Genomic DNA, 18997 nt, shown 5'->3' with positions numbered 1-18997 from the left:
GCTTTAACGTTTTAATCTTCCAGGTTTATTGCATCGTTCCCTTTTGCCTGGCCGTTGTGGCACCGTAATCATTGATAGTTTGATAAGTAATTTCACCGGCTAACGTCACTGGTGAAGACACTGTTACGTCACTTTTCGGTGGAACAAACGCATTAGGTAATTTTGCCCCTTGCACCCTGATTCCAGTCACCGTCAGATAATAGGGAGAAGGGTTAATGACTCTTAGCTGTTTACCTTCGTATTTAAATCGCAGCATATCCCGTGCTTTACCAGCTTGAACGGGTAAATTAGTCGGACGGTAAAATAATTTAATTCTGTTTTGTAACGCCAGTTGTAACGTGTTTTTCTGGGTATTCTTCTCATCCGTTGGCGGAATCGCTTTCACATTCATCCAGAATAATGTTTCGCGATCAGTCGGTAACTGTGATTTACCAATAAACATTATCCTCAATGAGGCTTCTTTTCGCGTTGGTAACATAAATAAAGGAGGCGTAACCACAAAATCCTGACTTTTTTTACTGCTTTGATTGTCATCAATCCATGACTGGATTAAATAGCTGGTGTTAGCCCCACCATTCTGTACACTTAGCGTAATTTGCTGACTGTCAGATGGATAAACCAGACGCGTAGAACCAAGACCGAAGCCACCCGCAGCAATAGCATTGATAGATATGGCGGATAGTAAAAATAGAGCACCGGCCCTTATGACATATTGGGTCTTCTGCAAAGAATTAATGTTTCTATTCGTAAAACATTTATTTTTTGAAATCCATCTCATACTGCATCCTTGTAGATGAAATTAATTGTAATTACTGATACGAGTCTATTTATTACAAATAAACACGTAATATTAATTTCAGGTTACAAGTAACTGTAACCTGAAATTATCTTGCTGTAATTATTCGTACAGCACGACGAAACTTGCCGTCGATTTCACCAGACCTGGTGCAACGGTACTACCGTTCTGAGCATAGCCCGCGGTAAATGCCGCAGTAAAATCATGAGTGGCAGCATCGCCAGGAATCACGTAGGCTGCGGAAGAACTACTCCCCTGGGGAGTTTGTGTGTTCAGCTTAATCAGGCCATCAGTTGTCGTGTTTTTAGAATAAATACGAATCCCTACACCCGTAGCTCCCGCTTCGCCAGTACCATCAGCATCAGCAGCTCCTTCCACTTCATTGGCAAGCGTCTGGTTGGCACCGTCTGCTACGCCAGTAAAACGAAATTCAATATTTTGACTGTCCGTATTGCTACAATCAGTCAGTTTAATGTTGAAGTCAGTCTGGTTACTGGCACCCGTTGCTTCGGTATCAATGCCCGTGAAAGCGTTAGAAGGTACGACTGGCAGTACCACTTCAATCTGTTTCGATTCTGTAGCAACCTTACACGTCGCTTTAACCACACGACCAGTAAAGCGGATGTTTCCGCCCATCGCATCGGTGTTGTTATCCATATCGGTGAGTTTTGGATAATCAACGGTGCTCCAGTCTGTATCCGCACCACCAAATTGTGATGCATCGCCTGGCGCAGCGGTTACTGCAGTTGACATCAGCATACCTGATGCGAGTAAAACTGCGGATAAATTAGATAGATTGAATTTCATTTATACCTTTCCTTTTGTTAAAAAATCCAAGCAATATTGGCGATTATTTTTACATTCAGCTTTAATAAGTCAAATTATTTAAATAAAGCTGGTGTAGTTAACCACAGAAAAAATAAGAGATAGAATGGCTTGAAAATATTATATGAGCTGCTTGGTAATATAACTAAAAGAATCCATGCTCGCAATGATTGACTTTATATAAAAATACAGTCATTTGAAAACAAAGAGATTTATTTTAGACAGGATAACTGAAGAGTGGGGTAATATATAAATATAATAAATAATTTATTAGTTATTTATAATGCTTATTGTATGATACATACTCAGATGAGAATCATTATTAAAAATTAATAAATATGAATTATATATCGATGCTGTCTGTAAATTGTCATGACATATCGTTTATCTGATATAAAAATGCCGTGTGCCCATTAACGATAGCTTTAAGAGAACACACGGCAGTTACCACTTTGCGAACTTACAATCTCACTGGATCAATATGCCAGATATGATCGGCGTACTCTTTGATCGTACGGTCAGAAGAGAAGTAGCCCATATTGGCAATGTTTAGCATCGCTTTTGCGGTCCACTCTTCCTGAAGCTCGTAGAGTTCGTCGACTTTATCCTGACAATCGACATAGCTGCGATAATCCGCCAGTACCTGGTAGTGATCGCCGAAGTTGATCAGCGAATCAACCAGATCGCGATAGCGACCCGGATCTTCCGGACTGAATACACCGCTGCCGATTTGCGTCAGCACCTGATGCAGCTCCTCATCTTTCTCATAGTATTCACGCGGTTTGTAGCCCTGACGACGCAGTTCTTCCACTTCTTCCGCTGTATTACCAAAGATAAAGATATTGTCAGCACCGACATGATCCAGCATCTCGACGTTCGCACCGTCCAACGTACCGATAGTCAGCGCGCCGTTAAGCGCAAACTTCATGTTACTGGTGCCGGAAGCTTCCGTCCCCGCCAGTGAAATCTGTTCAGACAGATCGGCCGCCGGAATGATCAACTGCGCCAGGCTAACGCTGTAGTTCGGGATGAACACGACTTTCAGCTTGTCGCCAATCTGCGGATCGTTGTTGATCACTTTCGCTACGTCATTGATCAAATGAATAATGTGCTTCGCCATGTAATAGGCTGAAGCCGCCTTACCGCCAAAAATATTCACGCGCGGTACCCACTTCGCATCCGGGTCGGCCTTGATGCGGTTATAGCGGGTGATCACGTGCAACACATTCATCAATTGACGTTTGTATTCGTGAATACGTTTGATTTGCACATCGAACAGCGCTTTCGGATTTACCACCACATTCAGCTGCTGGGCGATATACTCCGCCAGACGCTTTTTGTTCTCCAGCTTCGCCTGATGCACCGCGTGATTAACCATTGGGAAATCACAGTGTTGTTGCAGCTCATTAAGCAGGCTAAGGTCGGTGCGCCAGTTACGGCCCAGGTGTTCGTCCAGCACGGCTGAAAGCGATGGGTTCGCAACCGCCAGCCAGCGACGCGGCGTCACACCGTTGGTGACGTTGGTGAAACGACCCGGGAAGATTTTCGCAAAGTCGGCAAACAACGATTGCACCATCAGGTTAGAGTGCAGTTCCGATACACCGTTAACTTTGTGGCTCACCACAACCGCCAGCCAGGCCATACGCACACGACGACCGTTGGATTCATCAATGATCGACGCCCGTCCCAGCAGATCGGTATCGTTCGGATACTGTTCCTGCAAGGTTTTCAGGAAATAGTCGTTAATTTCAAAGATGATCTGCAGATGACGCGGCAGAATTTTACCCAGCATATCAACCGGCCAGGTTTCCAGCGCCTCGCTCATCAGCGTGTGGTTGGTGTAAGAGAAAACCTCGCAACAGACCCCAAACGCGTCGTCCCAACTAAATTGGTGCTCATCAATCAGCAGGCGCATCAACTCAGGAATCGACAACACCGGATGGGTATCGTTGAGATGAATCGCGATTTTATCCGCCAGGTTATCGTAGGTTTTATGCAACTGATAATGGCGGCTTAAAATGTCCTGAATGGTCGAGGAAACCAGGAAATATTCCTGACGCAGGCGCAGCTCACGCCCGGAGTAGGTGGAGTCGTCCGGATACAGTACGCGAGATACGTTCTCGGAGTGGTTTTTATCTTCCACTGCCGCGAAGTAGTCACCCTGGTTGAATTTACCGAGGTTAATTTCGCTACTGGCTTGCGCACTCCACAAACGCAGCGTGTTGGTCGCGTCAGTGTCGTAACCCGGGATAATCTGATCGTAAGCCACTCCCAGAATCTCTTCGGTTTCAATCCAGCGCGTTTTTTTACCTTCCTGCTGAATGCGACCGCCAAAACGGACTTTATAGCGCGTGTTGTGGCGTTTGAATTCCCACGGGTTACCGTATTCCAGCCAGTAGTCAGGTGACTCTTTCTGGCTACCGTTAACGATGTTCTGCTTGAACATACCGTAGTCATAGCGGATGCCGTAACCGCGCCCCGGCAACCCTAACGTCGCCAGAGAATCAAGGAAGCAAGCCGCCAGACGTCCCAGGCCACCGTTACCGAGGCCTGGGTCATTTTCTTCATCAATCAGCTCTTCGAGATTTAACCCCATCGCTTCCAGTGCGCCCTGTACATCTTCGTAAATTCCTAGCGACAACATGGCGTTGGAGAGCGTACGGCCAATCAAAAACTCCATCGACAGGTAGTAAACCTGGCGAGTTTCTTGCGACAACTGGGCACGGTTTGAACGTAACCAGCGCTCCACGAGACGATCGCGCACAGCAAATAACGTTGCGTTCAGCCATTCATGTTTATTGGCGACGACCGGGTCCTTTCCAATCGTAAACATCAGCTTGTAAGCGATAGAGTGCTTAAGAGCTTCTACGCTAAGCGTGGGCGATGAATATGTAAACGGAGCATTCATATAGGCGTTTCCTGAAAACTATTTCAAGCGATAGTAAAGCTCACGGTACGACTTCGCCGCGACCTGCCAGCTAAAATCCATTGCCATAGCCTGACGTTGCACAAACCGCCACAGTGAAGGACGGGACCACAGTACAAAAGCACGTCGAATAGCCCGTAACAGCGACCAGGCATTACTATCTTCAAAGACAAACCCACTGGCGACGCCATCTGCAAGGTTCTCAAGAGAACAGTCAGAAACCGTATCAGCAAGCCCACCGGTGCGCCGCACTAACGGCAGCGTACCGTACTTCAATCCATAAAGTTGCGTTAAGCCGCACGGTTCAAAACGGCTGGGCACCAGAATGACGTCCGCGCCGCCCATAATGCGATGCGAAAATGCTTCGTGATAGCCAATCTGAACGCCCACCTGGCCGGGGTATTCCGCTGCCGCCGCAAGGAAACCTTCCTGCAGCACCGGATCGCCCGCGCCGAGTAGCGCCAGTTGCCCGCCCTGCTCCAGAAGACCCGGTAAGGCCTCCAGCACCAGGTCGAGACCTTTCTGGCTGGTCAGACGGCTCACCACTGCAAAAAGCGGCACTTTATCGTCAACCTTAAGCCCCATTGCGATTTGTAACTGGCGCTTATTTTCCGCTTTATCTTCCAACGTATCGCGGGTGTAACGCGAGGCCAACAGTAAGTCCGTCTCTGGACTCCAGATTTTCTCGTCCACGCCGTTCAGTACGCCGGAAAGACGCCCTTCACGGTGACGCTGTTGCAACAGACCTTCCATACCGTAGGCAAACTGCGGTTCGGTGATCTCGCGAGCGTAGGTTGGACTGACTGCCGTAATGTGATCGGCATAGTACAGACCGGCCTTCAGAAAAGAGATTTGTCCGTTGAATTCCAGCCCATGAATATTAAAGAATGACCATGGCAATTGGATGTCATTCATGTGATGTGCATAAAACATGCCTTGATAGGCCAGGTTGTGCACAGTAAACACCGACTTCGCAGGACGCCCGCGCGCCGCCAGATACGCAGGCGCAAGACCTGCATGCCAGTCGTGCGCATGCACCACATCAGGACGCCAGAATGGGTCAAGCCCGCTGGCCATTTCTGCCCCAACCCACCCCAGCAGCGCAAAACGCAATACGTTGTCGGTATAGGCAAATAAGTTGGTATCGTGATACGGGCTTCCCGGACGATCATAGAGATGCGGCGCGTCAATCAGGTATATGCCAACCCCGTTGTAATGACCGAACAACAGCGTGATATGTCCGGCGAAGGTATCACGACGGGATACTACCTGCGCATCGGTCACGCCACGGCGAATATCGGGAAATGCAGGCAACAGTACGCGAGCGTCAACGCCGTCTGCGATTTGTGCTGCGGGTAATGCCCCAATAACATCAGCCAGACCGCCGGTTTTAAGCAGCGGGAACATCTCTGAACATACATGTAAAACCTGCATTATCGCTCCTGTTTATGCCCTAACTTCCGTAGCATTTCGCGCGTTACCAGCACGATGCCTTCTTCTGAACGATAGAAACGACGTGCATCTTCCTCTGCGTTTTCACCAATCACCATGCCTTCCGGGATAACACAAGCACGATCGATGACGCAGCGGCGCAGACGGCACGAGCGACCTACCCATACTTCCGGTAACAATACGGCGGAATCAATGTTGCAGAATGAATTCACGCGAACGCGCGAGAACAGAACGGACTGCACCACCACCGAACCGGAGATCACACAACCGCCGGATACCAGTGAGTTAAGGGTCATCCCGTGGCTACCGGAGCGATCCTGCACGAATTTCGCTGGCGGTAATGATTCATTGTAGGTGCGAATTGGCCAATTGCGATCGTACATATCCAGTTCCGGCACCACAGAGGCCAGATCGAGGTTCGCTTTCCAGTAAGCTTCCAGCGTACCCACATCGCGCCAGTACGGCTCGGCATCCGGGTCGGATTGTACGCAAGAGAGCGGGAATGGGTGTGCATAGGCCAGACCGGCTTCGGTGATCTTGGGAATCAAATCTTTGCCAAAGTCGTGGCTGGAGTTCTCATCGCGATCGTCTTCTTCCAGCAGTTCATACAGATAGTCGGCGTCAAAGACGTAGATACCCATACTCGCCAGAGATTTGCTCGGATCGTTCGGCATTGACGGCGGGTTAGCTGGTTTTTCAACGAATTCGATAATTTTATCGTTCTCATCAACCGCCATAACGCCAAATGCGGAGGCTTCTTCAATCGGTACTGGCATACAAGCAACGGTGCAACGTGCGCCTTTTTCGACGTGGTCGATAAGCATACGCGAGTAGTCTTGCTTGTAGATATGGTCGCCCGCCAGGATCACCACGTATTCCGCTTTATAACGGCGGATAATGTCGAGGTTTTGGGTAACTGCATCTGCGGTGCCGCGATACCAGTTTTCCCCTTTCATTCTCTGCTGTGCTGGCAGCAGATCGACAAACTCGTTCATTTCTTCATTGAAGAATGACCAGCCGCGCTGAATGTGCTGCACCAGAGTGTGGGACTGGTACTGGGTGATCACGCCCATACGACGGATCCCGGAGTTGATGCAGTTAGACAGCGCAAAGTCGATAATGCGGAACTTACCGCCGAAGTGTACGGCCGGTTTTGCTCGCTTATTGGTTAAATCCTTCAGGCGGGTACCACGTCCTCCCGCCAGTATCAGGGCAACAGATTTCAATGGCAGCTGGCGCGCCAACATTAAGTGATCGTTCTTCTCTAAACTAACCATGACTAACTCCTTTTTTATCATCTCTGGAACACACACAATCCGTGTGCAGGTCCCTGCCAGACAGCCGTAATCACTGGGTTATCCTCTCCAGCGAATGGGGGAATGGCGTGCCACTCCCCAGCAGGTAAAACAATCTCTGTTACCTCAAGCGTGGCGTTAATTGCGATCAAAAAGCGATCCGAGAGCAGAATTTGCAGCTGTTTCGGCCCGTTTTGCCACTCATCCGTGCTTAAAGGTTGAGCATATCGATTTAGCCAACGGACATTGCCGTCGCCTTCTTCCCACCAGCTATTCTCCACCAAAGCGGGAATGCGCTTGCGCAGATGGATTAACGCGGCGGTAAATGCGGTTAAACCACTGCTTGCCTGCGACCAGTCCAACCAGGTTAATTGGTTATCCTGACAGTAGGCATTGTTATTGCCATGCTGGCTGTGACCATGTTCGTCACCGGCCAGTAACATCGGCGTACCCTGGGAGAGCAACAACGTTGTTAACAGGGCGTGAATGCTGTCGCGACGCCGTTCAACCAGGTCAAGAGTACCGCCTAACCCTTCTTTACCATGATTGTTACTGTAATTGTTGTTGGTCCCGTCGCGATTTTCTTCTCCGTTTGCTTCATTATGTTTATGGTTGAAGCAAACGCAGTCGCGAAGCGTAAAACCGTCATGCGCGGTGACGAGATTAATCGCGGCACTCGGCAGACGACCATTACGTTTAAAAACATCGCTGGAGGCAGCAAAACGCCCGGCAAACGCCCCCAGAGGCAAATCATAATGAAGCCAGAAACGACGGGCAGCATCGCGGAAATGATCGTTCCACTCGGCAAACAGCGGCGGGAAATTTCCCACCTGATAACCACCAGGAGCAATATCCCACGGTTCAGCAATTAACTTCACCTGCGAGAGCACCGGGCAGTTCTGGATAGCGGTAAACAACGGCGCATCCTGACTAAACTCTGGCGTACGGCCCATGACTGCCGCCAGATCAAAGCGGAAACCATCGACGTGGCAGGTTTCTACCCAATAACGCAGGCAGGCGCTGGCATAATCCACCACCGCCGGATGACTCAAATTGAGCGTGTTGCCACAACCGGTCCAGTTGTGATAATCGCCGTCTTCTCTTATCCAATAATAGCTACGGTTGTCGATCCCACGCAGAGAGAATAACGGGCCGTCGAGGTCCAGTTCCGCACTATGGTTGAGCACGATATCAAGAATGACTTCGATACCCGCTTTATGCAGTGCTTTGATTGCATCGCGAAACTCATCCAGCGCCGTTTCTGGGGAGCAGGCATACGCCGGATGCAGCGCAAACATCGCCACCGGGTTGTAACCCCAGTAGTTACTAAGCCCCATACGTTGCAGGCGTGGTTCGCTGGCAAACTGCGCCACCGGCAGCAGTTCCAGCGCGGTAATGCCCAACTGTTTCAAATAGTTGATCATCACCGGATGCCCCAGGGCCTTATAAGTGCCACGGATCTCGACCGGGATCTCCGGGTGCAGGTACGTTAATCCTTTGACATGGGCTTCATAAATGATGGTACTGCCCCACGGCGTGCGCGGCGGGGCATCATCTTCCCAGTCATAGTGATCAACCACCACTACGCATTTCGGCGCAATGGCGGCGTTGTCGCGATAGTCAGGATCATTATGACCGGCGTGCAGCAGCGGGTTATCTTTAAACTCCCCGTCAATTTGCCGCGCGCAAGGATCAATCAACAACTTCGCCGGGTTAAAGCGATGCCCCTCGGCGGGTTGCCAGGGGCCATGAACGCGATAACCATAACGCAAACCCGGACGCGCATCCGGCAGATAACCGTGCCAAATGTCGCCACTGTGCCCTGGCAAGTCATAGCGATGTTCCTGGCCATTGGCGTCAAAGATACACAGTTCTACCCGCTCGGCATGAGCGGAGAAAAGTGTGAAGTTGACGCCCTGACCGTCGTAATGCGCGCCGAGGGGTGCGGGTTTGCCAATGGCGAGTTGTGTCATTCTGCCTCCCGAACCAGCCAGATAGTGGCCAGCGGTGGTAGTGTCAGGCTTAATGAATGCTGACGACCGTGGCTGGCAATCTCATCGCTGTGTACCGTGCCGCCATTGCCGGCATTACTGCCGTGATAGTGCATGGAATCGGTATTGAGGATTTCACGCCATTTGCCCGGCTGGTTAATGCCGAAGCGATAATCATGACGCGGCACCGGAGTAAAGTTACTGGCAACGATGATTTCGTTACCCTCTTTATCGCGACGCACAAAGATCAGCACCGAGCGTTCTTTGTCATCCACCACCAGCCATTCAAAGCCGTACGGGTCAAAATCCAGTTCATGCATTGCTTTATGGTGGCGGTAGGTGAGGTTCAGATCGCGCACCAGACGCTGGACACCGTGGTGCCAGTTATCGCCGCCTTCCAACAGATGCCAGTCGAGGCTGGCGTCATGGTTCCACTCGCGGCCCTGGGCAAATTCGTTCCCCATGAACAGCAGTTTCTTGCCCGGGAATGCCCACATCCAGCCGTAGTAGGCGCGCAGGTTAGCGAATTTCTGCCATGCGTCGCCCGGCATCCGGTCGAGAATCGATTTTTTACCGTGGACCACTTCATCATGCGACAACGGCAGGACGAAGTTTTCAGTGTAGTTGTAGAGCATCCCGAAAGTCAGTTTATCGTGATGATACTGACGATAAACCGGGTCGAGCTTCATGTAGTCCAGGGTGTCATGCATCCAGCCGAGGTTCCACTTGTACCAGAAGCCCAGACCGCCCATGTCCTGCGGACGAGAAACACCAGGGAAATCGGTAGACTCCTCCGCCATTGTCACCGCACCGGAAACCTGCTCACCAAGAATACGGTTGGTATTACGCAAGAATTCAATCGCTTCAAGATTCTCGCGCCCGCCAAATTCGTTCGGGATCCACTCCCCCTCTTTACGGCTGTAGTCACGATAAATCATTGACGCCACCGCATCGACGCGCAGCGCATCAATACCAAAACGTTCAATCCAGTAAAGCGCGTTACCGACAAGGAAGTTACTGACTTCACGGCGACCATAGTTGTAGATCAGCGTATTCCAGTCCTGATGATAGCCTTCGCGCGGATCGCTGTGTTCATACAAGTTCGTGCCATCAAATTCGGCAAGCGCAAAGTCATCGGTCGGGAAGTGGCCTGGCACCCAGTCGAGAATCACGTTCAGACCAGCTGCGTGTGCGGCATCAATGAAATAACGGAAGTCGTCGCGGGTACCAAAACGGCGGGTCGGTGCATACAGGCCGGTTGGCTGATAACCCCAACTGCCATCGAACGGATGCTCGTTAATGGGCAGCAGTTCGAGGTGGGTAAAGCCCATCCATTTAGCATAAGGCACCAGTTGATCGGCCAGCTCGCGGTAGCTTAACCAGAAATTGTTGTCGGTGTGGCGACGCCAGGAGCCCAGGTGAACTTCATAAATAGAGATTGGCGCATCAAACTGATTCGCTTTTTTGCGCTCTTCAGTCTGCACAACCTTTTCCGGCAGCCCGCAAATAAGAGACGCGGTTTCCGGGCGCATTTGCGCTTCGAAGGCATAAGGGTCGGACTTCAGACGCAAGTTGCCATTGGCATCAATCATCTCATATTTATAGAGCTGACCGTTATGCGCCCCAGGGATAAACAGTTCCCAGATGCCGCTCTCTTTACGCAGGCGCATCGGATGACGGCGACCGTCCCAGTAGTTGAATTGCCCAACCACCGAGACCCGACGGGCGTTTGGAGCCCAGACAGAAAAACGCGTACCTGTGACGCCATCCATAGTATCTGCATGCGCGCCTAAGGTTTCATACGGGCGCAGGTGAGTACCTTCAGATAATAGCCAGGCATCCATTTCCTGGATTAGCGGACCAAAACGGTAAGGATCATCTATCAGGTTTTGCTGACCATGCCAGACAACAGCCAACTGATAGCGGAAAAAATTCTTACGTCGCGGAATGACACCGCTAAAGAATCCCCGTGAGTCGAGACACTCCAGTTTTGCGAGTTTGCGCCCGGTTTTCGGTTCAATCACCCACACATCGGTAGCGTCGGGTAAAAGGGCACGGACTTCCAGTCCCGCGGTGGTTTTATGCATCCCCAGTACGGAAAAAGGATCCGCAAAATGGCCTGCAATTAGCGCGTTAATCACGTCTCTATCGATACGATCGGACATGCTTGTCTTCCTGTTTTATTGTGTCACCCCATCCAACTGGATTTTTGACTTCTGGTTGTGACATTTTTTTGACCTGAACGGCGCAGCACTCTGTGCATCCTCTCTGCGTCGTCCTCACTTCAGGTAAGGCTGTGAATACTCATGTATTCAGCCACCCTTAAAGAATAGCCAATGCTCTATTTAACTCCCGGTAAATCATGAAACATCTGCGCTTACTCCTGTATTACGCACTAACAGGGGCGGCATCGCGCCCCAGATTTAATGAATAAAGATTACGCCAGTTGACGAAGCATCCGACGCAGCGGCTCCGCGGCCCCCCACAGCAGCTGGTCGCCCACGGTAAAGGCTGACAGGAACTCTGGTCCCATATTCAGCTTACGCAGGCGGCCTACCGGCGTGGTCAGCGTGCCGGTAACGGCAGCTGGGGTTAGCTCACGCATAGTGATTTCCCGATCGTTCGGAACGACTTTCGCCCACGGATTGTGTGCAGCCAGCAGTTCTTCCACGGTCGGAATAGACACATCTTTTTTCAATTTAATAGTGAATGCCTGGCTGTGGCAGCGCAATGCCCCGACACGCACACATAAACCATCTACCGGAATTACGGAAGATGTGTTGAGGATCTTGTTGGTTTCCGCCTGCCCTTTCCACTCTTCGCGGCTCTGACCGTTATCGAGCTGTTTGTCGATCCACGGAATCAGGCTACCCGCCAGCGGCACGCCAAAGTTATCCACCGGCAGCTCACCGCTACGGGTTAAGGTTGTGACTTTGCGTTCGATATCGAGAATAGCAGAGGACGGGGTCGCGAGTTCATCTGCCACATGGCTATACAGATGGCCCATCTGGGTTAATAACTCACGCATATGTCGCGCACCACCGCCGGAAGCGGCCTGGTAGGTTGCAACGGACACCCAATCAACAAGATCATTGGCGAATAAACCACCCAACGACATCAACATCAGGCTTACGGTACAGTTACCGCCAACAAAAGTCCTGATGCCATTATTTAATCCGTCGGTAATGACGTCCTGATTGACGGGGTCAAGAATGATGATGGCGTCATCTTTCATGCGCAGAGACGATGCTGCGTCAATCCAGTAACCTTGCCATCCGCTTTCACGAAGCTTTGGATAGATTTCGTTGGTATAATCGCCGCCCTGACAGGTCACAATGATATCGAGGGCCTTTAGCGCCTCCAGATCAAAGGCATCCTGAAGTGTGCCAGTGGTTCCGCCAAAAGACGGCGCAGCCTGACCAAGCTGAGAAGTAGAAAAGAAGACAGGGCGAATGGCGTCGAAGTCGCGCTCTTCAACCATGCGTTGCATGAGAACGGAGCCGACCATACCGCGCCAGCCGATAAAACCAACATTTTTCATAAGCGTTTTTTCCTGCAAAGATGTGTGCTGTATAAATGTGCCGGTCTCCTCTTGGCACATCTTTCACCATACAAAAAGCAGCCAAAGTCGCAAGTGAAATTAATCAATGATAGCGAAGCCATCAGTAATGCGACTTATCCTGCTTTGTTAGCACGCAGAAAGTCCGCGGCAATTATCAGGGAATTTGAGTTATGAATGAAATCATTTCTGCAGCAGTTTTATTGATCCTGATTATGGATCCGCTCGGAAACCTACCTATTTTCATGTCCGTACTGAAACATACTGAACCGAAAAGACGGCGGGCAATCATGGTGCGAGAGTTGCTTATTGCTCTCCTGGTGATGCTGGTGTTCCTGTTTGCGGGTGAGAAAATTCTGGCATTTCTCAGCCTGCGAGCAGAAACCGTCTCCATTTCTGGCGGCATCATTCTGTTTCTGATCGCCATTAAGATGATTTTCCCCAGTGCTTCAGGAAATAGCAGCGGGCTTCCGGCAGGTGAAGAGCCGTTTATCGTGCCGTTGGCAATTCCGTTAGTCGCCGGGCCGACTATTCTCGCCACGCTGATGTTGTTGTCTCATCAGTACCCGAATCAAATGGGACATCTGGTAATTGCTCTGCTACTGGCCTGGGGCGGCACCTTTGTCATCCTGCTACAGTCTTCGCTATTTTTACGTCTGCTGGGCGAGAAAGGGGTGAACGCACTTGAACGCCTGATGGGATTGATTCTGGTGATGATGGCAACTCAGATGTTCCTCGACGGCATTCGAATGTGGATGAAGGGGTAAGGTTGAAACAGGTGCTGCACACAACCAGACGCGGCACCTGTTTTATTACCTGAACTGATAATGACCTTCGCCCAATCGGATAACCCTTCCCTCTTCTTCTGCGCGGTTCAGCCACACACTAATTTGTTCGATGGTTAAACCAGTACAAGACGCCAGCCTTTCAATACTTATCGATTCTTTTGCAAAGATCGCCAGTTCCGCCACAAAGAGTTGATAAAAATCGACAGGCGTATGCGCGGGCATTACTGCGTAATTTGCGTCATCTTCATGCAGCGAAAACAGTTCTGGTTGAGCGTTACGGAGTGCTCTGTCATACATCAGCCCAGGAACGTCTGGCTGTCTGATCGTCACATTCTCAGCCTGTTCAGCACTCCATGACGCCCCATTTTCTACTAATCGTGAATTGGCTGATTGCATATCCTGATTTGGTTTTACCTGCACAGGCAGCCACTGATGTTTTAATGCCTCTATCGCCCCGGTTATCGTTCCACCGGTCATTCCCGCACGTACAACCATTGCGCTTTCAGCAAGGCAATAAATATATTTATTTCGCGCCATCGCATTGCCGACGGTGAAACGTACCTCTGGGTAAAACGGCGAAATCAACACCAGGTTGCCTGCTATAAGCCCTTCACGCCATTTCACTAATGTGCTCGTTTTTAACAAGCTATCAGCTAATACGCCAACGGCAGTTCCCCCGGCCTCCAGTGCCGACGCCATTGCACATTCATCAATACCTCGCGCACCACCAGAGATAACGCAAATCCCCTGTTGGGCCAGTTTCGCGGCCAGTTGTTGGGTATAGCGCAAATCGTCAGTCGGAGCATCTCGCGAGCCAACAATCGCCATACCTTCCGCTTGCAGTAATGCTTTATTCCCGCAGCCAAATAAAACGGGAGGTGCATCCATTCGCAATCGGTTTTTCAAGCGAACGGGATAATCAGCATCTCCTCGGGTTATGATCCATAAACCGGCGCGTTGCCACTTATCTACCGCCAACGCCAGACTATGACCACGCGCCAGCAAGCCAAGAATACGCTCCTGAGAAATACGCGGATCGCTCCAGCCTGTAAGTTTCTCTTGCGGTTGCGGCACCAGAAGCTCGGCGGGACTGATACGTTGGTGCTTCAGCCATAATGCAAACTTCCCCCATTCACTATTACTAAGAGGTTTATACTCACTCGCCGCCGCGCGAGAAAAATCGCTGGTTAGCAGGAGAGTTGCTTGTGCATTGGCTGAAAGATTCATCAATTTTTTACCGAGGTAGAAGCAAGGGCAAGAGGATAAACCGTCGGGCAACCTGCCTGGCGTAACAGTGCTGTCAGAACTGTCAGCGTCCATGCAGAATCCACGATATCGTCAACCAGCAACGCCGGACCTGGCATCAAAGGAGGGGTAATCACAAACGCCCCGTCGAGATTTTGACACTGGTGAAAACGGTTTTGCTGCATTTTCTGCGGTGGATTGTCCACGACTTTTTCAATGGCATCAATAAAAGGTAAGCCAAGTTTCGCCGCCAGTCGCCGGGCAAAATCAGGAACCAGGTCGAGGTGCCTTAATGAAGGAACGCAGCATACCCAGGTTGGTTCAGGATGCGGATTCCAGCGCTGGCGAACCATTTCCGCACATGCCTCCACCAGCTCATCACTGAAACGCCCCGTTTTTTTCTCTTGTGCTACCTGCTTTCCCCACCCGGAATCTCCCCAACGAGAAAGGATTCGCCCCGTAGATCCTTGTAAACCCGCAGGCAAGTTCCCTTTAAATCCGTATTGCGTAAAAGCCCCAGCTGCCACCTGTTTATTGAGATTTAATGGCAGGTCAGCATGTTTAATAAATAAATTTGCCGCATGGAGTAAGCCGCTATCAATGTCGGGCGACAACAACGGACGCTGAAGACAACTGCTACATTTACCACAACGTTCGGCACCTGACTCATCGAGTGCGCGGCGCAGAAATTGCATTTTGCACTCCTTGGTCGTGATATAGCTTTCAACGTCTGACAGCTCACTTTTTCTCTGATTCATCAAATGGTTAATTCGTTCATGATCAGGAGAAAAACTGACGATAGTTCTGCGCCATAATTTCTCGGTATACACCACAGGCGATGGATTTTCAGCTACCAATAATTTCAGTGCTTTTTCTATTTGCCCATAACGGAGATTCGTCCGTTGTTCAATGCCTCGTAGGGTAAGACCGTCATTCTCGCTAAGTACGTTGAGTATTTCATCAATTTGCGCCTCCGCAGGAAAGGCGCTTTCACGGAAGAATTGATGAATAGCGCGGTCTTCACCACCACAAAGCAATATGCCAACAGCGGTATCTATAGCACGCCCGGCACGCCCTACCTGTTGGTAGTAACCGACAATAGACCCCGGCATTTGATAATGAATGACAAAACCTAAATCAGGTTTATCAAACCCCATACCTAATGCCGTCGTCGCGACCAGCACTTTGATTTTATTTGCCAGCAGCGCCTGCTCCAGATATTCCCTGGAAGTATTAGAATCTTCCGCGCCTTCACAAGTCACGCCGCTGTAGTAAGCAAATGCACTGATACCATTTGTCCTTAACCACTCGGCGACAAGTTCGGCATCGCGAGTAGTCAGGGTATAAACAATTCCCGATTTGGAAAACTGAGGGATAACCGTTGCTAACCATGCCAGACGGGATGACTGTTCACCTAAGACTAAGGCATCAAGCGCCAAACTTTCGCGAGCCAGCGTTCCACGCTGAATCATAATGTCACCCAATTGCTGACGGATATCCTCAACGACACGATTATTCGCTGTCGCGGTTGTACCCAGAACAGGGGTATTCGCAGGCAGTTGGCGCAAAATATCTAATATACGTCGGTAATCCGGGCGAAAATCGTGGCCCCAATCAGAGATGCAGTGCGCCTCGTCGACCACAAGCAAGCCAATACGATCGGCTATAGGATATAAAACCGTTTCGATAAAGTCCTGGTTTGCCAAACGTTCCGGGGAAACCAGCAAGCAATCGACCTCACCTTGCAGCAACTTATCGCTAATGCGCTGCCATTCTTCTCTGTTTGTAGAATTCAACGTTTCAGCCGTAATACCTAACCGTTCAGCGGCGGCAACCTGGTTACGCATCAGGGCAAGCAAAGGAGAGATGATAATTGTCGGGCCAGCGCCGCGATCGCGGAAGATTTTACTGGCGATGAAGTACACGGCACTTTTCCCCCAGCCAGTGCGTTGGACAACCAGCAGTTTTCGCCGTTGGTTCACCACCGCGTCTATGGCTTCCCATTGCCCTTCCCTGAAAGTAGCGGTGGTATTTCCTAACATCCGCTGTAAAAGCAATTCAGCTCCGTGCTTTTCCATCTTTATCTCCTGCGATCTTTAGGCAGTGATTAGAACGGATTATTAGCAGGTAAATTTGCGAGAGAGATCAAAAAGATGAAGAGAGGAGATAAGAGAAATGAATTACTGCGAGCAAGCTCGCAGTAATTTGTCGCAGTAATTAACTCAACAGCTGGAACGCAATCATCCCAACGATGGCACCAACAGTGCCGAGGATGGTTTCCATCATGGTCCAGGTTTTCAGCGTTTCGGCTTCGGTCGCGCCGGTAAATTTACCGAACAACCAGAAACCGGCGTCGTTAACGTGGCTGACAACAATCGAACCACCGGCGATACAAATCGACAGCGCCGCCATTTGCGCACCGGAGTAGTTCAGTTGTTCAATGACTGGCATCACCAGTCCCACCGCCGTTAAACAGGCTACGGTTGCAGAACCCTGAATGATGCGCACTGCAGCGGCCAGCACGAAGCAGGTGATAGCAATCGGCAGGCCCATGCCGGTTAACGCTTCGCCCAGTGCCGGACCTACGCCAGAGTCAACCAGCACCTGTTTGAACACGCCGCCCGCACCAATCACCAGCAGAATGATCCCCGCCGGTTGCAGCGCGTGACCGCAAATCTCCATCACTTTGTCTTTTGGCATGCCCTGACGCATTGCCAGGCCATAAATCGCTACCAGACAAGCAACCAGAATCGCGGTAAACGGATGACCAATAAACTCGAACCATTCGTAAGCGGTAGAGCCTTCTGGCACAAAACGCGCGGCAATGGTTTTCAGCCCCACCAGCACCAGCGGCAACAGGATCAGCGACAGGCTGAATCCGAAAGATGGCATTTTGCCTTCGCCGAGATGCGGTTCGCTGATGTCGTCAGGAATATGCAACTCCACGTAGCGGCTGATGAAATTACCCCACAGCGGCCCGGCAATAATCATTCCCGGAATTGCCGCACACAGGCCAATCAGGATCATCCAGCCAAAATCGGCGTTCATCTGCGATGCCAGCAGCATTGGCGCTGGCCCTGGCACCAGGAACGCCGCCGCTGCCGCCACGCCTGCGAATAATGGGATTACCAGCTTCACCAGGTTCGTACCGGTGTGGCGCGCCATTGAGAAAGCAACGCTAATCAGCAGAACTATCGCCACTTCAAAGAACAGCGGTAGCGCACAGACCAACCCCGCAAGGCCGATGGCATAATGCGCGCGGCTGTGGCCGAAGGATTTGAGCATTTTGACGGCAATCTGATCGACTGCGCCGGTTTCATGTAAGATCTTGCCAAACATAGCTCCCAGGGCGACAACAACCGCCAGGAAGCCGAGAGTGCCTCCCATCCCTTTTTCCATCGTCGCTGCGATTTTATCGAGCGGCATACCGGAAAAAAGGCCAGCCCCCATAGACACCACCATTAAAGCCAGGAAAGCGTGCATACGTGCCTTCATGACTAAAAACAGCAGCAGTAAAACAGACCCTACTGCTGTTAAAACAAGCGTTAATGTAGTCACTACTTATTTGCCTTTTTTAATAACCTCAATGGTGCTTGCCACAACACCTTCCAGCGGTTGATCGATATCTACCACCAGTACATCGGTTTCGTCTGCACCCGGCTCCTGCAGCGTTTCAAACTGCGTCACCAACATTTGGGTTTTAAAGAAATGGCCTTTGCGCGCTTTCAGGCGGCTTTCAATCACATCAAAATCGCCTTTCAGGTAGATGAACGAGAGATTCGGATTACCATCACGCAGCAAATCGCGATAGTGTTTTTTCAGTGCAGAACAGACGATCAGCGACACTTTATTGGTGCGCTGCATAGCAAACGCGGCGTCGTTCAGCGCCTGCAACCACGGTTTGCGATCGTCGTCATTCAGCGGTTCACCAGACGCCATTTTTTCGATATTGCAGCGCGGATGGAGGAAATCGCCATCAAGAAACGCGGCATGAAGTTGATGCGCCACTTCACTGGCGACCGCAGATTTGCCGCTGCCTGAGACGCCCATCAGAACGTAAATGTGGTGATCATGGTTAGTCGTGCTCAAAGTGGTGCCCCCACAATACAAGAATTAAAAA

At 50.6% G+C, this 18997-nt stretch carries 13 protein-coding genes; 1 reads left to right on the top strand and 12 read right to left on the bottom strand.

What is annotated here, in order from left to right; all coding sequences use genetic code 11:
- Positions 1 to 25 precede the first annotated feature (25 nt).
- The 8 genes from ACK8NJ_RS01500 to asd form a co-directional block, all read right to left on the bottom strand.
- Positions 26 to 778, bottom strand: a complete 753-nt coding sequence (locus ACK8NJ_RS01500; RefSeq protein WP_001267303.1) for a fimbria/pilus periplasmic chaperone — start codon at positions 776 to 778, stop codon at positions 26 to 28.
- Positions 779 to 898: 120 nt separating this feature from the next.
- Positions 899 to 1603: a fimbrial protein gene (locus ACK8NJ_RS01495; RefSeq protein ID WP_000671310.1), complete on the bottom strand. Its 705-nt coding sequence runs from the start codon at positions 1601 to 1603 to the stop codon at positions 899 to 901.
- A gap of 478 nt (positions 1604 to 2081) precedes the next feature.
- Positions 2082 to 4529: a glycogen phosphorylase gene (gene glgP / locus ACK8NJ_RS01490; protein WP_000993440.1), complete on the bottom strand. Its 2448-nt coding sequence runs from the start codon at positions 4527 to 4529 to the stop codon at positions 2082 to 2084.
- Between the two features lie 18 nt (positions 4530 to 4547).
- Positions 4548 to 5981 carry a glycogen synthase GlgA gene (gene glgA, locus ACK8NJ_RS01485; protein WP_001197646.1) on the bottom strand — a complete coding sequence of 478 codons (1434 nt, stop codon included), beginning with the start codon at positions 5979 to 5981 and terminating at the stop codon, positions 4548 to 4550.
- Complete coding sequence (gene glgC, locus ACK8NJ_RS01480; protein WP_000253975.1) at positions 5981 to 7276, bottom strand: glucose-1-phosphate adenylyltransferase; 1296 nt, start codon at positions 7274 to 7276, stop codon at positions 5981 to 5983. Before glgC ends, glgA begins: the two co-directional genes overlap by 1 nt.
- Before the next feature lie 17 nt (positions 7277 to 7293).
- Positions 7294 to 9267, bottom strand: coding sequence for a glycogen debranching protein GlgX (glgX, locus tag ACK8NJ_RS01475; protein WP_411962061.1), 1974 nt, complete (start codon positions 9265 to 9267; stop codon positions 7294 to 7296).
- Positions 9264 to 11450 (bottom strand): 1,4-alpha-glucan branching enzyme, encoded by a 2187-nt coding sequence (gene glgB / locus ACK8NJ_RS01470; protein ID WP_001283726.1) that lies wholly within the window; start codon positions 11448 to 11450, stop codon positions 9264 to 9266. The genes glgX and glgB overlap by 4 nt, the downstream gene beginning before the upstream one ends.
- A gap of 272 nt (positions 11451 to 11722) precedes the next feature.
- On the bottom strand, positions 11723 to 12826 hold the full coding sequence (gene asd, locus ACK8NJ_RS01465; RefSeq protein ID WP_000799961.1) for an aspartate-semialdehyde dehydrogenase: 1104 nt from the start codon (positions 12824 to 12826) through the stop codon (positions 11723 to 11725).
- 191 nt (positions 12827 to 13017) lie between these two features.
- Here asd and yhgN point away from each other — a divergent pair, with 191 nt between their 5' ends.
- Positions 13018 to 13611, top strand: coding sequence for an NAAT family transporter YhgN (yhgN, locus tag ACK8NJ_RS01460; protein ID WP_001002544.1), 594 nt, complete (start codon positions 13018 to 13020; stop codon positions 13609 to 13611).
- Positions 13612 to 13656: 45 nt separating this feature from the next.
- Here the strand turns inward: yhgN and ACK8NJ_RS01455 are convergent, their stop codons facing one another.
- The 4 genes from ACK8NJ_RS01455 to gntK form a co-directional block, all read right to left on the bottom strand.
- The gene (locus ACK8NJ_RS01455) at positions 13657 to 14952 is read right to left on the bottom strand and encodes a DNA-processing protein DprA (RefSeq protein WP_411962060.1); all 1296 of its coding nucleotides are present in this window, start codon (positions 14950 to 14952) and stop codon (positions 13657 to 13659) included.
- Complete coding sequence (locus tag ACK8NJ_RS01450) at positions 14859 to 16955, bottom strand: RecQ family ATP-dependent DNA helicase (protein WP_411962059.1); 2097 nt, start codon at positions 16953 to 16955, stop codon at positions 14859 to 14861. Before ACK8NJ_RS01450 ends, ACK8NJ_RS01455 begins: the two co-directional genes overlap by 94 nt.
- Positions 16956 to 17094: 139 nt before the next feature.
- Positions 17095 to 18435 (bottom strand): gluconate transporter, encoded by a 1341-nt coding sequence (gene gntU / locus ACK8NJ_RS01445; protein ID WP_000210111.1) that lies wholly within the window; start codon positions 18433 to 18435, stop codon positions 17095 to 17097.
- A gap of 3 nt (positions 18436 to 18438) precedes the next feature.
- Positions 18439 to 18966 (bottom strand): gluconokinase, encoded by a 528-nt coding sequence (gene gntK, locus ACK8NJ_RS01440; RefSeq protein ID WP_411962058.1) that lies wholly within the window; start codon positions 18964 to 18966, stop codon positions 18439 to 18441.
- Positions 18967 to 18997 lie beyond the last annotated feature (31 nt).

It is taken from the genome of Escherichia sp. F1 (assembly GCF_046764225.1).
Taxonomy (GTDB): Bacteria; Pseudomonadota; Gammaproteobacteria; order Enterobacterales; family Enterobacteriaceae; genus Escherichia; species Escherichia coli.
Note: the sequence above shows the minus strand (reverse complement) of the source record. Positions and strands in the feature narration are given on the sequence as shown.

Bases quoted from the DNA above. Each gene is read 5' to 3' on its own strand.
- ACK8NJ_RS01500 (WP_001267303.1), bottom strand. From the start codon at position 778: ATGAGATGGATTTCAAAAAATAAATGTTTTACGAATAGAAACATTAAT.
- ACK8NJ_RS01495 (WP_000671310.1), bottom strand. From the start codon at position 1,603: ATGAAATTCAATCTATCTAATTTATCCGCAGTTTTACTCGCATCAGGT.
- glgP (WP_000993440.1), bottom strand. From the start codon at position 4,529: ATGAATGCTCCGTTTACATATTCATCGCCCACGCTTAGCGTAGAAGCT.
- glgA (WP_001197646.1), bottom strand. From the start codon at position 5,981: ATGCAGGTTTTACATGTATGTTCAGAGATGTTCCCGCTGCTTAAAACC.
- glgC (WP_000253975.1), bottom strand. From the start codon at position 7,276: ATGGTTAGTTTAGAGAAGAACGATCACTTAATGTTGGCGCGCCAGCTG.
- glgX (WP_411962061.1), bottom strand. From the start codon at position 9,267: ATGACACAACTCGCCATTGGCAAACCCGCACCCCTCGGCGCGCATTAC.
- glgB (WP_001283726.1), bottom strand. From the start codon at position 11,450: ATGTCCGATCGTATCGATAGAGACGTGATTAACGCGCTAATTGCAGGC.
- asd (WP_000799961.1), bottom strand. From the start codon at position 12,826: ATGAAAAATGTTGGTTTTATCGGCTGGCGCGGTATGGTCGGCTCCGTT.
- yhgN (WP_001002544.1), top strand. From the start codon at position 13,018: ATGAATGAAATCATTTCTGCAGCAGTTTTATTGATCCTGATTATGGAT.
- ACK8NJ_RS01455 (WP_411962060.1), bottom strand. From the start codon at position 14,952: ATGGACGCTGACAGTTCTGACAGCACTGTTACGCCAGGCAGGTTGCCC.
- ACK8NJ_RS01450 (WP_411962059.1), bottom strand. From the start codon at position 16,955: ATGGAAAAGCACGGAGCTGAATTGCTTTTACAGCGGATGTTAGGAAAT.